The organism is Citrobacter werkmanii, assembly GCF_008693645.1.
In the GTDB taxonomy this organism is placed as follows: domain Bacteria; phylum Pseudomonadota; class Gammaproteobacteria; order Enterobacterales; family Enterobacteriaceae; genus Citrobacter; species Citrobacter werkmanii.
On sequence record NZ_CP044100.1, the window covers coordinates 12719 to 27781 of the forward strand.

A 15063-nucleotide genomic window follows, 5' to 3' on the forward strand; every position below is an offset into this window, starting at 1 on the left:
TTTCACTCCACGTTTTTCCTCTACCGCCGCTGGCGGTTTTTGTGTTTCCCCGCGTTTAAAAACTGGCTGAAAAACCATCAACAAAACCTGCCGTTACGACACGCATTACCGGCGAAAAACCCCCTGATGAAGCAAACTGCTCATGTCCCAGTAGTTATGCACAAATATCCGCAAACATAGAGGAGTTTTTACCCGCAATGACTGGAAGTATTACCCGCAAGTTTTTCTTAATCTTCTGGAAGCCCTTAGCTCTTTCTTACCAACGAACGCTTACGCGCCTTTGCCCTTTTTAAATATTCAATTAAAAAACGGATCTTATTCAGTCCCGCTTTCCTGTGGAAAACGGGAATAATGTCCGCCCTTGCAGCGGACTACGTCCGCGCCGGTTCGGAAACAGCATATGTACCTCCCGCCACTACGCGGCGGGCATCAGTCAGAGTAAAATAGTTACAACATCCAGAATATTCACGCAAAGACGTGAATCGTGCACACCTGAACCATCACAGCCCCTCCCACCACTGAAAAGCGAGGCCGCCCCGGCCCAAAGGGCCGGAACAACATCGCTTTTAATGCTGGATGATGTAACTAAACATTTGAGTGGCTGACAGTAACGTCGCGTCAGGTCCCTCTGTACAGCCCCCGGGCACCGGCTACGCCGGCACCACGGCTCCGGAAATCACGCCCTGTACGTCGCAAGCGCCGTACAGCCCGCTCACCGGAGTTAAAAGGGCTTAATGAAACCACATCATGGTTATAAGCGGGTTATAGCTTAGCAGGGCGAAGGGATGGATTGGTGGAACCTATCAACAGCGTAACCGGCTGCGCCGGGCTACGGCGCCATTAACAACCGTGCTCTGGTCAACTTCTGAGGGCGCCTCTATGCGCCTTTGGCGCATTCCCGGAATGCCTGCGCGCTGCTCGGCATTCTTAACCCGAATATTGAAGCTGCATTTCCGGCTACGCCGGGTCCCGGCGCCACTCACCATCAGTATTCTATTTACACCTGCTGGCGCCTCCATGCCGCCAGGCGGCATTCGTGACCACAGCTTATGCTCAGTACAATACTGACGTTAAGCCTCTGCCGTAGTATATTTTCCCTATTAGGGGGCTGACGCTCAGTGGAACGAAAACTCACGTTAAGCAATATTTTCTTCCTCCGAGGCCTCTTTTAATGGCCGCAGATGCCCTTTTGTCACCAGTTCTGCCAGCGTGAAGGAATAATGGCCGAGCATATTGATATGTCCGTAGCAAAGTGGTGAGAGGCGTGCGACATCTTCATCATTCACGGTTTCACCCTGTTCCCGGAGATAATCCAGGGCTGCCTGCATACAGCTGTAGCTCAGGCCGAACGCAGGAGGATTTTAGAACGTACAAACGAAGGGCGGCAGGAGGCCAGGCTAAAAGGTATCCGGTTTGGCCGAAAGCGCATCATCGACAGAAATAGTGTACTGCACTTCACCAGCAGGGAACTGGCGCAACGGATATTGCCCGTTCGACTGTTTATAAAATTCTGGAAGATGAGAGTCGGGTTAATCAGAGCAAAATTGAGGACGAACATGAATGATGTAACGGCATTCAACAACTGCATGAACGTGTTCTGGCGACAGCATGAAGCCGAACTCTCTCGCTTTCTGACATCGAAGACAGGCGATAGAGAAAAAGCGGCAGACCTTCTGCAAGAGCTATTCCTGCGTGCCCGTGTTCATTCAGACAGTTTCTGCGAGATGGAGAATCCGCGAGCCTGGCTGTATCGGGCGGCGAGGAATCTGCTGATTGATGAGTACCGCAATACCAGGGAATTCGTTGAGCTGGAAGAAGAGGTCCATTTGCCCGATGTTTCTCCTGATGCAATCTCAACGCTGGATATTTGTCTGCCTGAAACATTACAGGCTTTACCCGAAGATGAGCGGTGGCTGATTGAAGAATCCGACCTTAACCGGCGTCCCCAACAGTCCCTTGCCGATGAACTGGGAATCACGCTTACAGCGTTTAAATCCCGTCTGCTTCGGGCCAGAAAGCACCTGAAAGAAACTATGACAGAACTTTGTCAGATTGAGGCGGGTGACACGTCTCCCGTCTGCTGCCACAAAAAAATGAATTAATCGCGCATCTTTTTCCCTTCACTCTCGTTTACCTCAGTGTAAAGCCAACCGACTAAACACTGAGGTAAAAAGTCCATGTCAAAAATTGAGATCTTTGAAGCAGCAGGCTGCTGCGCAACCAGTAGCGTTGTGGTCAGCGACGAAGCCGTCAAATGGAACGCTAGTGCCGAATGGGCTAAAAAGAATGGCGTTGATATTCAACGCTACAGCCTTGCGAAGAACCCGCAGCAGTTCCTGAACTCGCCTGTCATTAAAGAGTTTCTGAACACATCAGGGATGGACTCCCTCCCTGTCACCTTGCTCGACGGCAAACTCGTGATGGCAGGCAAACTCCCGACTCGTGAAGATATCGCCCGTTGGGCAGGTATTCCGCTTAGTCAGGACTGGAGTGAAGACAGCACGCAACCACGCTGCTGCAGCATTCCACGTATGCCTTAATTCCAGAGGAGCTATCACTGATGAATATGCCATTTTTAAAAGACATTCCCCCGTTTATCTTTTTCACCGGTAAAGGTGGAGTGGGTAAAACATCCCTGGCCTGTGCAACTGCGGTATGGCTGGCCGATCAGGGTAAGAGAACGCTTCTGGTGAGTACCGATCCGGCTTCCAATGTCGGCCAGGTATTTAGCCAGACTATCGGCCACCGAATCACTGATATCACCACCGTAGAAAATCTTGCGGCGATGGAAGTTGATCCGATGGCTGCGGCACAGGCTTATCGCGACCGTGTGCTCGACCCTGTTCGCGAGCTGATGCCAGCCGATGTGGTCAGCAGCATTGAAGAGCAGCTTTCAGGTTCATGTACCACAGAAATCGCTGCATTTGATGAGTTTACTGGTCTGTTGACCAATCATGAGCTGCGGGAAAAATATGACCATATCGTATTTGATACCGCGCCAACCGGTCACACCATCCGCATGCTTGAGCTGCCGGGAGCCTGGAGCGGTTATCTGGAAGCGAATCCTGATGCCGCCGCTAACCTCGGACCGCTGGTAGGGCTGGAGAAACAACAGCACCAGTACTCCGATGCGGTTAAAGCGCTGTCTGATGCAGCTCTCACACGCTTAGTGCTGGTTGCCCGTGCCCAGGCTTCAACGCTGAAAGAGGTTTCTCATACGCACGATGAGCTGTCTGCTATCGGTTTGCAGCATCAACACCTTGCCATTAATGGTGTGCTGCCGCCGTTTGCGGGTGAGAATGATCCACTGGCGCAGAGTATTCTGGCTCGGGAAGAAAAAGCATTACAGGCAATGCCTGATAATCTGGCTAATCTTCCCCGCTCACAGCTGTATCTGAAGCCATTTAATCTGGTCGGTCTGGAAGCCCTGCGTGAGTTATTTACAGAGAGCAAAGCCTCACTGGCTCTCCCTGCTACCACGCTGAATGCTCTGGATTTACCGAAACTTGCTTCACTGGTTGATGAACTGAGCCAAACTGGCAAAGGGCTGGTCATGACGATGGGTAAAGGCGGAGTGGGCAAAACGACCGTTGCGGCATCAGTCGCGGTATCGCTGGCGAAACGCGGCCACAAAGTCCACCTGACCACATCCGATCCGGCAGCACATCTGTCTTGCACGCTGGATGGCTCTCTGCCCAATCTTCAGGTCAGCCGTATCGACCCTAAGGTAGAGACAGAACGTTATCGCCGCTTTGTCCTGGAAAATCAGGGCAAAGGATTAGATGCAGAAGGGCTGGCGGTGCTGGAGGAAGACCTCCGCTCGCCATGCACTGAAGAGATTGCTGTCTTCCAGGCATTCTCACGGATCATCAAAGAGGCAGACGACCATTTTGTCATTATGGACACCGCGCCAACGGGTCACACACTTTTGCTACTGGATGCGACTGGAGCCTATCACCGGGAAATGGTGCGCCAGATGGGGCAAACACATGACCATGTGATGACGCCAATGATGCAATTACAGGACCCGGAGAAGACGAAGGTGATTATCGTGACGCTTGCCGAAACGACACCTGTACTGGAAGCAGCAAACCTGCAGCAGGATTTGCGTCGCGCTGGCATCGAGCCGTGGGCATGGGTTGTTAATAACAGCCTGGCGGCAGCTGAACCGTCTTCACCCCTCCTGAAGACCAGGGCGAACCGCGAGCGGCCTCTTATCTCTGATGTCAAAGAGCTGTATGCAAAGCGTATTGCATTAACAGCGCTACAGAGCGAAGAGCCTGTTGGTATTGACCTGCTGGAAGATATGACGACGTAGTAATGAAGGGGGGCAAATGCCCCCTTCATCTTTATTTCAGTCTTTTACCTGCATTATCAACGACTTTTTCACCATCTTCCTTGGTGAAAGCCGCTTTCTGAGCATCTGGAAGGATATCCAGAACCACCTCCGAAGGACGGCAAAGTTTAGTTCCGAGTGGCGTCACGACAATCGGACGGTTAATCAGAATAGGATGTTGCAGCATAAAGTCGATTAGCTGGTCGTCAGTAAATTTATCTTCTGCAAGACCCAGCTCCTCATACGGCTCGACGTTCTTACGCAACAAAGCCCGGACGGAAATGCCCATATCTGCAATAAGTTTGACAAGCTCATCGCGTGAAGGTGGAGTCTCAAGGTAAAGAATAACGGTCGGTTCAGTACCACTGTTGCGGATCATCTCCAGCGTATTACGCGACGTGCCGCAGGAAGGGTTGTGATAAATGGTGATGTTGCTCATATCAGTATCTCATTACACAGTGAAAGAGAGACGTAGCGCCAGCGCGGCCAGCGTTACAAACAGCACAGGCAGAGTCATGACGATCCCGGTACGGAAATAGTATCCCCAGGTGATGGTCATATTCTTCTGTGAAAGGACATGCAGCCAGAGCAGCGTTGCCAGGCTACCAATAGGAGTAATTTTCGGTCCCAGATCGCAGCCAATCACGTTGGCATAAATCATCGCCTCTTTGATAACGCCTGTTGCGGTGCTGCCATCAATAGAGAGAGCGCCAACCAGCACGGTAGGCATATTATTCATGATGGAAGACAGGAAAGCCGTCAGGAAGCCGGTACCAAACGTCGCGGCCCAAAGTCCTTTATCTGCCAGCACGTTGAGCACACCGGAGAGGTATTCTGTTAGTCCGGCGTTGCGCAGACCATAGACCACCAGATACATCCCCAGAGAGAAGATGACGATCTGCCATGGCGCGCCACGAAGCACTTTGCCAGTGTTAATGGCATGGCCTCGTTTCGCCACCGCAAACAGGATCACAGCGCCAACAGCCGCAATCGCGCTAACCGGGATACCCAACGGCTCAAGGACGAAAAAGCCAACCAGAAGAAGGATCAACACTATCCAGCCGGTTCTGAAGGTTGCCAGATCTTTAATCGCTTTTACCGGTGCTTTCAGGAGAGCCAGGTCGTAAGTCGGTGGAATATCTTTGCGGAAGAACAGATGCAGCATCACCAGCGTGGCGATAATGGCGGCGATATCAACCGGCACCATTACCGACGCATACTCAGTGAAACCCAGCCCAAAGAAGTCTGCAGAAACGATGTTAACCAGGTTCGACACGATGAGTGGCAGACTGGCCGTATCGGCAATAAACCCGGCGGCCATGACAAATGCCAGCGTAGTTCCTTTACTGAAACCTAATGCAAGCAGCATGGCGATGACAATTGGAGTCAGAATCAATGCCGCGCCATCGTTGGCAAACAATGCCGCCACCGCTGCGCCGAGCAAGACGATATAGGTAAACAGCAAACGCCCCCGACCGTTACCCCAACGTGAAACGTGCAGCGCCGCCCATTCGAAAAAGCCGGATTCATCGAGCAGAAGGCTGATAATTATCACGGCAATAAAGGTCGCCGTCGCATTCCAGACGATATTCCACACAACAGGAATATCACCAAAATGGACAACGCCAGAGATCAACGCCAGTACTGCGCCCAGCGTCGCACTCCAGCCGATCCCTAATCCCTTCGGCTGCCAGATAACCAAAACGATGGTCAGGATAAAAATAGCGCCTGCCAGTAACATAAATCCTCCAGACAGGGCGGATACGCCGCCCTGTATAAACAAAATTAAACTGCCAGCTCTCTGAGTTTATCGATGCCTGTGGGCTCTGATGCCAGTACAGGTACTAACGCGATACGTTTGGCATGCGTGCTCTGCACGGCCTTGATCTGTGGAAGCTCTTGTTGAGCACGCAGACAAAGTAATGGTGAATGGGTCTGTGCAATGGAAAGGCTGTTATTAATAATCCAGCCCCAGGGATGAATCCCCGCACGCTCAAGATCGGACTGCAGGTTTGCCGCTTCCAGTACCGGTGTGGTTTCAGGCAGAGTGACCAGAAGGACTTTGGTACGTACTGGGTCCTGAAGCTGCATCATCGGAGTGGTAAAATGACCTTTATCTCCCATCTTCCTGGCAATCTCACGATGATAAGCCCCGGTAGCATCAAGCAGTAATAACGTATGCCCGGTAGGTGCCGTATCCATGACCACAAACCGTTTACCTGCTTCACGGATTACGCGAGAGAACGCCTGGAATACCGCAATCTCTTCTGTGCAAGGAGAACGTAAATCCTCTTCGAGCAGTCGTTTCCCGGCCTCATCCAGATCCCTGCCTTTCGTCTCAAGAACATGCTGACGATAGCGTTCGGTTTCATCGTGTGGATTTATTCTGCTGACCTGCAGGTTATTGAGGCTACCGTCCAGGGTTGTACTCAGGTGCGCAGCAGGATCTGAGGTAGTGAGATGTACATCAAAACCCATGTCCGCAAGTCGGACGGCGATAGCAGCAGCCATCGTAGTTTTACCCACACCACCTTTACCCATCAACATAATCAAACCGTGCTCACTGCGGGCGATATCATCAACCATGGCAGACAGCGACATGTTCTCTGGCTTGTTCTGTATGCTTTGTTCTGGAAGCGATGCTATCTCAGCGTGTTCGTTAAGCAGGCCTTTCAATGCGGACACACCAACCATATTCAGCGGCTGCAGGAATAGAGTGTCTATCGGCAACTCAGCTAACCCGACAGGAAGATTTGTCAGAGCCTCTTGCTCCCGTTGCCATATTGCAGCGGCCAGTGCATCACGTTCTGCTTCTCTCGCTGGCAGGACACCGTTAATGACTACATACTGATTTTTAAGGCCAATGGCTGATAGCTCGTCATGAGTGCGGGCGACTTCCTGCAATGTTGATTTTTGCAATCGCGCAACCAGCACCAGGCGCGTACGTTCAGGATCGGATAATGCCTCGACAGCATGAGCATATTGCTCGCGTTGTTTTTCCAGCCCAGCCATTGGACCAAGACAGGAAGCACCATCCGGGTTACTTTCAATAAAGCTGCTCCAGGCTCCGGGAAGCTGCAGAAGGCGAATAGTGTGGCCCGTTGGGGCAGTATCAAAAATGATGTGATCAAAGTGGGTCAGTAGAGAAGCGTCGGTCAGTAAGCCAGTAAACTCATCGAACGCAGCGATCTCTGTCGTACAAGCGCCTGAAAGCTGCTCGCTGATACTGTTAACGACGTCGTCTGGCAAAAGACCTTTAATTGGGTCAATGATTCTGGCGCGGTATTGCTGGGCAGCGTCCTGTGGGTCGATCTCCAGCGCCGAAAGGCCTGGCACCGAAGACACGGACTGGATAGTGTTGCCAATAGACTGATCGAATACCTGACCGACGTTAGACGCCGGATCAGTACTGACAAGCAGGACGCGCTTACCCTGTTCTGCCAGGCGTATAGCTGTAGCGCAGGAAATTGAGGTTTTACCTACTCCTCCTTTGCCAGTGAAAAACAGGTAAGGCGGGATATTCTGTAAAAAATTCATAAGTCCTCCTGACATAATCAACAACAGGAAGTATTACCACCACAGCAGCTTGTCGGAGCCACTCCTACTTTCTCCAGCGGAATACCAAACCAGCGAGCCAGTTCAGCGCGTTTGGGATATCGCCCCGCCATCACCGTTTCACCATCCAGCAACAGTAGCGGAAGCCCTTCGGCGCCTGATGCTTCAAGGAATGATTTCACTTTTTCGTTCTGAACGAAGCTCATAGGCTGCTGCGCCAGGTTAAAACGTTCGATCTGAACACCACGCCCTTTCAGCCATTGCACATCAGCAGAAAAATCGACCAGAACCTGATCAACATCTGAACCACAAACGCCGGTACTGCAGCACATCGCAGGATCAAACACGGTTAACGTTTTCATCTTTAACACCTCATATTTGTAAAACCATATATGTATAGGCAAATTTTTTAGATACAAACAGCTTTACCACTGCCAGAGCAGTTTGCTGATGCCAGCTTACGGGCGATGGCCTGAACGTCGTCCTGTTGGCTTAACCAGGCCTGCTCAATCACCTGAGCAGCCCAGGAAGGAATATGCGGGGATAAGCGATAATGAACCCATTTCCCCTGCTTGCGATCCAGCAACAGGCCACTTTCCCTAAGCATCGCCAGATGGCGGGAGATCTTAGGCTGTGACTGTTCTAGCGCAGTGCAAAGGTCGCACACGCACAGCTCTCCCATCTCTCTGAGCAGCAGCACGATACCCAGACGAGTTTCATCGGACAGGGTTTTGAAAAGTTGTAGGGGTGAGATTTCTGGCATTATATGCTCCGGCTTTGAATGAGCATTGTCGGCTTCAAAAAGAAACAAGTCAAATACATATACGATTTATCATATGTAAAGTTAGTTGTCACTATGAGGCTGTAAAAACGTCCTGCAGGGGAAAGCTACGTTAGCAGAACAGGTAAAAGGGTCTTTTGAGGCAACTCAAATAAATGAAACATTGCTTAACGTGAGTTTTCGTTCCACTGAGCGTCGGACCCCGATTATCCTGGGGTCGTCTCAGAAAACGGAAAATAAAGCACGCTAAGCCGGTGGCAGCGGTCGCAATGGCCTAAACTTCCCCGCACCGACCTTGGCGCTGCTGCGCCATAGGTAATCGCCGGTCAGGTTGATGTGCTCCCACCCCAGCGGCGACAGATATTGCAACAATGTGTCGTCCAGCGCCGTGCCGTTGCCACGCAAAGCACTGGTGGCACGCTCCAGATATACCGTGTTCCACAACACGATGGCCGCCGTCACCAGATTGAGGCCGCTGGCCCGGTAGCGCTGCTGCTCAAAACTGCGGTCGCGGATTTCACCCAATCGGTAGAAGAAGACCGCCCTGGCCAGCGCGTTGCGCGCCTCGCCCTTATTCAGCCCCGCATGGACGCGGCGGCGCAGCTCCACGCTTTGCAGCCAATCCAAAATGAACAGCGTGCGCTCGATGCGCCCCAGCTCGCGCAACGCCACGGCCAAGCCGTTCTGGCGCGGGTAGCTGCCGAGTTTGCGCAGCATCAGCGAAGCCGTTACCGTGCCTTGCTTGATGGAGGTGGCCAGCCGCAGAATTTCATCCCAATGGGCGCGTATTTGCTTGATGTTCAGCCTGTCGCTGCTAATCATCGGCTTGAGCGCGTCATAGGCGGCATCGCCCTTGGGGATGAATAGCTTGGTTTCGCCCAAGTCACGGATACGCGGCGCGAAGCGAAATCCCAGCAAATGCATCAAGCCAAACACGTGATCGGTGAAGCCTGCCGTGTCGGTGTAGTGTTCCTCGATGCGCAAGTCCGACTCGTGGTACAGCAGGCCATCAAGCACGTAAGTTGAATCACGAATGCCCACGTTGACCACCTTGGCACTGAAGGGCGCGTACTGGTCGGAGATATGGGTGTAGAAAGTCCGTCCTGGACTGCTTCCATACTTCGGGTTGATATGACCAGTGCTTTCTGCTTTGCTGCCGGTTCTGAAGTTCTGGCCGTCCGACGATGACGTGGTGCCGTCACCCCAGTTGCCGGCGAAGGGTTGCCGAAACTGCGCATTCACCAGCTCGGCCAGCGCCGTCGAATAGGTTTCATCGCGGATGTGCCAGGCTTGCAGCCAAGACAGCTTGGCGTAGGTGGTGCCAGGGCAGGACTCGGCCATTTTGGTCAGACCCAGGTTGATCGCGTCGGCCAGGATCGTCGTCAACAGCAAGGTTTTGTCCTTGGCCGTGTCGCTGGTCTTCAGGTGTGTGAAGTGGCGGGTGAAGCCCGTCCATTCATCGACCTCCATCAGCAACTCGGTGATTTTGAGGTGCGGCAGCAGCATAGCTGTCTGGTCGATCATGGCTTGCGCGGCGTCTGGTACTGCCGCGTCCAGCGGCGTGATCTTCAGGCCTGACGCGGTGGTGATGATGGCATCCGGTAAGTCGTTGGCCGCAGCCATGCGGTTGACTGTGGCGAGTTGCGCCTCCAACAATTCCAACCGGTCATGCAGGTATTGGTCGCAGTCGGTGGCCACTGCCAGCGGCAATTCGCTGGCCAGCTTCAAAGTGGCGAACTTCTCGACCGGCACCAGGTATTCGTCGAAGTCCTTGAACTGGCGAGAACCCTGCACCCAGACATCACCGGAGCGCAGCGCGTTCTTCAGCTCCGACAGGGCGCATAACTCGTAGTAACGCCGGTCGATGCCGTCGTCGGTCAGAACCAGCTTTGCCCAGCGCGGCTTGATGAATGCGGTTGGCGCATCGGCGGGCACCTTGCGCGCGCTGTCGCTGTTCATGCCGCGCAGCATGTCGATGGCATCGAGCACACCCTTGGCGGCGGGCGCAGCCCGCAATTTGAGCACGCCCAGGAACTGCGGCGCGTAGCGGCGTAGCGTGGCATAGCTTTCACCGATGTGGTGCAGGAAATCAAAGTCGGCAGGCCGCGCCAATGTTTGCGCTTCGGTGACGCTGGCGGCGAAGGTGTCCCAGGGCATAACGGCCTCGATGGCGGCGAACGGATCGCTGCCGCTTTGCTTGGCCTCAATCAACGCTTGACCGATGCGCCCATACATCCGCACCTTGTCGTTGATCGCCTTGCCGGAAGCCTGGAACTGCTGCTGATGCTTGTTCTTGGCCGCGTTGAACAGCTTGCCGATGATGCGATCGTGAAGGTCGATGATTTCATCGGTGACGGTGGCCATGCCTTCGATGGCCAGCGCTACCAGCGTGGCATAGCGTCGTTGCACCTCGAACTTTGCCAGATCAGCAGGCGTCATCTGGCCACCTTCACGAGCGATTTTGAGCAGGCGGTTCTGGTGAACCTGCCGCTCGATGCCTGCGGGCAGATCAAGTGCTTGCCAGGATTTCAGGCGCTCAATATGTTCGAGCATGTGGCGAGAGTTCGGTTTGGCAGGCGACTGGCGCAGCCATGCCAGCCACGTCACTTTACTGCCGTCCTTGCGCTTGAGAAGTTCGTCCAGGCGCTGACGGTGGGGTGATAACAAAGAATCGGTCAGCGCCGCGTAAATGCGTCGGTTGGCACGGGTGATGGCCTCGGCGCTTGCGCGCTCGATGGCATTCATGGCGGGCAGGATAATGCTCTGCCGCCGCAGATTCTCGACAAGTGCGCTCGCCAGCACGATGCCTTTGTCGGTCTGCAAGGCCAGCTCGGTCAATGTATGCACGGCTTGCCGATAGTGGCTCATGGTGAAGGGCTTGAACCCAAAAACCGTTTGCAGCTCGACCAAGTGCTCCCGCCGTGTCTGTTCGCGCTGGCCGTACTCGCTCCAACTTTCCACTGGCATCTTGAGTTGCGCGGCCACCATGCGCAACAGGGGCGGAAACGGAGGCTCATCGACGCCCAAAAAGGTGCCAGGGAATCGCAAGTAGCAAAGCTGCACAGCGAAGCCCAATCGATTCGCGGCGCCGCGACGCTGACGGATCACCGACAGGTCGGTTTCGTTGAACATGTAGTGCCGTATCAGTTCGTCTTTGGCATCTGGCAGTGCCAGCAGGCTTTCGCGCTCGGTGGCGGACAGGATTGAGCGGCGTGGCATGGTCAGTCTTCCCGCAGGTACTGGTACAAGGTTTCGCGGCTGATGCCGAAGTCACGGGCCACCAAGGTTTTTTGGTCGCCTGCCGCAACTCGCCGTTTCAACTCGGCAATTTGTTCGCTGTTCAGCGATTTCTTTCGTCCCCGGTAGGCACCGCGCTGCTTGGCCAGCACGATTCCCTCGCGCTGACGTTCGCGGATCAGGGCGCGCTCGAACTCAGCGAAGGCTCCCATGACCGACAGCATCAGATTGGCCATCGGTGAGTCCTCGCCGGTGAACTTCAGCCCTTCTTTGACGAACTCCATGCGCACGCCCCGTTGTGTCAGCCCTTGGACGATGCGGCGCAGGTCATCAAGGTTGCGTGCCAGCCTGTCCATGCTATGCACCACCACGGTGTCGCCCTCGCGGACGAAGGCCAGCAGCCTTTCCAGCTCGGGACGCTGGGTGTCCTTGCCAGAAGCCTTGTCGGTGAACACCCGCGCCACCTGAACACCCTCCAATTGCCGTTCCGGGTTCTGGTCGAAGCTGCTGACGCGGACATAGCCGATGCGTTGACCTTGCAAGATGCCTCCAAAGGCAAAAGTGTCAGGATGAAATCTATTACCTTTGACGGAATATGTCAATCAATAGGAAATTTAACTCTATTCTGACATCGTTTGCTGTCGTTTTCAGAAGACGGCTGCACTGAACGTCAGAAGCCGACTGCACTATAGCAGCGGAGGGGTTGGATCCATCAGGCAACGACGGGCTGCTGCCGGCCATCAGCGGACGCAGGGAGGACTTTCCGCAACCGGCCGTTCGATGCGGCACCGATGGCCTTCGCGCAGGGGTAGTGAATCCGCCAGGATTGACTTGCGCTGCCCTACCTCTCACTAGTGAGGGGCGGCAGCGCATCAAGCGGTGAGCGCACTCCGGCACCGCCAACTTTCAGCACATGCGTGTAAATCATCGTCGTAGAGACGTCGGAATGGCCGAGCAGATCCTGCACGGTTCGAATGTCGTAACCGCTGCGGAGCAAGGCCGTCGCGAACGAGTGGCGGAGGGTGTGCGGTGTGGCGGGCTTCGTGATGCCTGCTTGTTCTACGGCACGTTTGAAGGCGCGCTGAAAGGTCTGGTCATACATGTGATGGCGACGCACGACACCGCTCCGTGGATCGGTCGAATGCGTGTGCTGCGCAAAAACCCAGAACCACGGCCAGGAATGCCCGGCGCGCGGATACTTCCGCTCAAGGGCGTCGGGAAGCGCAACGCCGCTGCGGCCCTCGGCCTGGTCCTTCAGCCACCATGCCCGTGCACGCGACAGCTGCTCGCGCAGGCTGGGTGCCAAGCTCTCGGGTAACATCAAGGCCCGATCCTTGGAGCCCTTGCCCTCCCGCACGATGATCGTGCCGTGATCGAAATCCAGATCCTTGACCCGCAGTTGCAAACCCTCACTGATCCGCATGCCCGTTCCATACAGAAGCTGGGCGAACAAACGATGCTCGCCTTCCAGAAAACCGAGGATGCGAACCACTTCATCCGGGGTCAGCACCACCGGCAAGCGCCGCGACGGCCGAGGTCTTCCGATCTCCTGAAGCCAGGGCAGATCCGTGCACAGCACCTTGCCGTAGAAGAACAGCAAGGCCGCCAATGCCTGACGATGCGTGGAGACCGAAACCTTGCGCTCGTTCGCCAGCCAGGACAGAAATGCCTCGACTTCGCTGCTGCCCAAGGTTGCCGGGTGACGCACACCGTGGAAACGGATGAAGGCACGAACCCAGTGGACATAAGCCTGTTCGGTTCGTAAGCTGTAATGCAAGTAGCGTATGCGCTCACGCAACTGGTCCAGAACCTTGACCGAACGCAGCGGTGGTAACGGCGCAGTGGCGGTTTTCATGGCTTGTTATGACTGTTTTTTTGTACAGTCTATGCCTCGGGCATCCAAGCAGCAAGCGCGTTACGCCGTGGGTCGATGTTTGATGTTATGGAGCAGCAACGATGTTACGCAGCAGGGCAGTCGCCCTAAAACAAAGTTATACAAATGAAAGGAGTCAGCAGTGAGCAAAACAATAGCAGTATTTGCGAGTGCCAGAAGGAATGGCAATACAGGTAGACTTATAGATTGGATCTCTTCTGAGCTAGATATTGGTGTAATCAATTTGTTGGATAAAGACATATCACCCTATGACTATGATCACAAAAACATAGGCGATGATTTTCTTTCTGTGATGAATCAATTGCTAGATTACGAGAATATAATTTTGGCAACGCCAGTTTATTGGTACGGCCCAAGTGCTCAAATGAAGGTATTTATTGATAGAACATCGGATTTTCTGGATGTTGATGAGCTAAAGGATATTGGTAGGCGGCTGCGCAGTAAAACAGGTTTTGTTGTTTGCACATCCATTAGCAGCGATGCTGATAGCTCATTTCTCAATTCATTTAAAGATACCTTCAGATATCTTGGCATGGGCTATGGCGGCTATGTTCACGCAAACTGCGAAAACGGTTTCAATTCTCAAGATTACCAAGCCGATGTTGATAGGTTTATTCATCTTGTAAAAAACAATTGATTTCCAAAATGGTCAATCTGGTTACCAGCAAAATTTGTATAACAAGTCGTTCAAGCCGACGGCGCTACGCGCCGCGGCTTAACTCCAGCGTTAGATGCTTTGCTGTGCGCACAAATTTCGGCCAGCAACAAGACTGTTTTTTTTTCTTAAATCGAACCTAAAATTTCTTCGCGGAACTCCATGGAGAAATATTTTGAAAAATTGGTTATTTCTGGCTACGGCCATTATTTTTGAGGTCATTGCAACCTCTGCGCTCAAGTCTAGTGAGGGCTTTACTAGGTTAGTACCGTCTTTTATCGTCGTAGCGGGATACGCTGCTGCTTTTTATTTCCTGTCGCTGACACTCAAATCGATTCCTGTTGGAATCGCCTACGCAGTTTGGTCGGGCCTCGGGATCGTCTTGGTCACTGCGATTGCATGGGTTTTGCATGGTCAAAAACTAGATATGTGGGGATTTGTTGGTGTCGGCTTCATTATCAGCGGCGTTGCTGTGCTCAACTTGCTATCTAAGGCAAGTGTTCACTAAAACGGTCGCATCTAACCATTCCGTCGAGAGGGACCGCCCACAAGCTGCGCTTGCGGGTTCCCTTCGCGGCTTCGCCGCTACGGCGGCCCCTCACGTC

The 15063-nt window shown here is 53.6% G+C and carries 13 protein-coding genes and 2 pseudogenes; 6 read left to right on the forward strand and 9 right to left on the reverse strand.

Features of this window, described 5'->3' with window-relative positions; translation table 11 throughout:
* Nucleotides 1–1136 precede the first annotated feature (1136 nt).
* Nucleotides 1137–1328, reverse strand: a pseudogene (locus FOB24_RS00060) (Tn3 family transposase); the annotation flags it as partial.
* Between FOB24_RS00060 and FOB24_RS00065 the strand changes: the two are divergent.
* The 4 genes and pseudogenes from FOB24_RS00065 to arsA (FOB24_RS00080) form a co-directional block, all read left to right on the forward strand.
* A pseudogene (locus FOB24_RS00065) lies at nucleotides 1329–1564 on the forward strand (helix-turn-helix domain-containing protein); the annotation flags it as partial. It lies immediately after the preceding pseudogene.
* The gene (locus FOB24_RS00070; RefSeq protein WP_001000741.1) at nucleotides 1557–2102 is read left to right on the forward strand and encodes a sigma-70 family RNA polymerase sigma factor; all 546 of its coding nucleotides are present in this window, start codon (nucleotides 1557–1559) and stop codon (nucleotides 2100–2102) included. The pseudogene FOB24_RS00065 and the gene FOB24_RS00070, both read left to right, overlap by 8 nt.
* A gap of 75 nt (nucleotides 2103–2177) precedes the next feature.
* Entirely contained in the window at nucleotides 2178–2540 is a 363-nt protein-coding gene (locus tag FOB24_RS00075) for an arsenic metallochaperone ArsD family protein (RefSeq protein WP_000034288.1), read from the forward strand.
* Between the two features lie 20 nt (nucleotides 2541–2560).
* Nucleotides 2561–4318, forward strand: a complete 1758-nt coding sequence (gene arsA / locus FOB24_RS00080) for an arsenical pump-driving ATPase (protein ID WP_001057014.1) — start codon at nucleotides 2561–2563, stop codon at nucleotides 4316–4318.
* A gap of 31 nt (nucleotides 4319–4349) precedes the next feature.
* Here the strand turns inward: arsA (FOB24_RS00080) and arsC are convergent, their stop codons facing one another.
* From arsC to intI1, 8 genes are all read right to left on the reverse strand, one after another.
* Nucleotides 4350–4775, reverse strand: coding sequence for a glutaredoxin-dependent arsenate reductase (gene arsC, locus FOB24_RS00085; RefSeq protein WP_000065805.1), 426 nt, complete (start codon nucleotides 4773–4775; stop codon nucleotides 4350–4352).
* A gap of 12 nt (nucleotides 4776–4787) precedes the next feature.
* Nucleotides 4788–6077, reverse strand: a complete 1290-nt coding sequence (gene arsB, locus FOB24_RS00090; RefSeq protein ID WP_000922626.1) for an arsenite efflux transporter membrane subunit ArsB — start codon at nucleotides 6075–6077, stop codon at nucleotides 4788–4790.
* A 44-nt stretch (nucleotides 6078–6121) separates the two neighbouring features.
* Nucleotides 6122–7873 carry an arsenical pump-driving ATPase gene (gene arsA / locus FOB24_RS00095; RefSeq protein ID WP_001010162.1) on the reverse strand — a complete coding sequence of 584 codons (1752 nt, stop codon included), beginning with the start codon at nucleotides 7871–7873 and terminating at the stop codon, nucleotides 6122–6124.
* Between the two features lie 17 nt (nucleotides 7874–7890).
* Nucleotides 7891–8253 (reverse strand): arsenite efflux transporter metallochaperone ArsD, encoded by a 363-nt coding sequence (gene arsD, locus FOB24_RS00100; RefSeq protein WP_000855178.1) that lies wholly within the window; start codon nucleotides 8251–8253, stop codon nucleotides 7891–7893.
* A 47-nt stretch (nucleotides 8254–8300) separates the two neighbouring features.
* A complete protein-coding gene (gene arsR, locus FOB24_RS00105) occupies nucleotides 8301–8654 on the reverse strand; it encodes an As(III)-sensing metalloregulatory transcriptional repressor ArsR (protein ID WP_001114211.1) in 354 nt (117 codons plus the stop codon).
* A 264-nt stretch (nucleotides 8655–8918) separates the two neighbouring features.
* A complete protein-coding gene (locus tag FOB24_RS00110) occupies nucleotides 8919–11891 on the reverse strand; it encodes a Tn3 family transposase (RefSeq protein ID WP_001138071.1) in 2973 nt (990 codons plus the stop codon).
* Between the two features lie 2 nt (nucleotides 11892–11893).
* Nucleotides 11894–12451, reverse strand: coding sequence for a recombinase family protein (locus tag FOB24_RS00115; RefSeq protein WP_001162012.1), 558 nt, complete (start codon nucleotides 12449–12451; stop codon nucleotides 11894–11896).
* A 299-nt stretch (nucleotides 12452–12750) separates the two neighbouring features.
* Nucleotides 12751–13764: a class 1 integron integrase IntI1 gene (gene intI1, locus FOB24_RS00125; RefSeq protein WP_000845048.1), complete on the reverse strand. Its 1014-nt coding sequence runs from the start codon at nucleotides 13762–13764 to the stop codon at nucleotides 12751–12753.
* Nucleotides 13765–13924: 160 nt separating this feature from the next.
* Here intI1 and FOB24_RS00130 point away from each other — a divergent pair, with 160 nt between their 5' ends.
* Nucleotides 13925–14440 carry a flavodoxin family protein gene (locus FOB24_RS00130; RefSeq protein WP_003830721.1) on the forward strand — a complete coding sequence of 172 codons (516 nt, stop codon included), beginning with the start codon at nucleotides 13925–13927 and terminating at the stop codon, nucleotides 14438–14440.
* Nucleotides 14441–14633: 193 nt separating this feature from the next.
* Nucleotides 14634–14966 carry a quaternary ammonium compound efflux SMR transporter QacG2 gene (qacG2, locus tag FOB24_RS00135; protein WP_003830719.1) on the forward strand — a complete coding sequence of 111 codons (333 nt, stop codon included), beginning with the start codon at nucleotides 14634–14636 and terminating at the stop codon, nucleotides 14964–14966.
* Nucleotides 14967–15063: the final 97 nt, after the last annotated feature.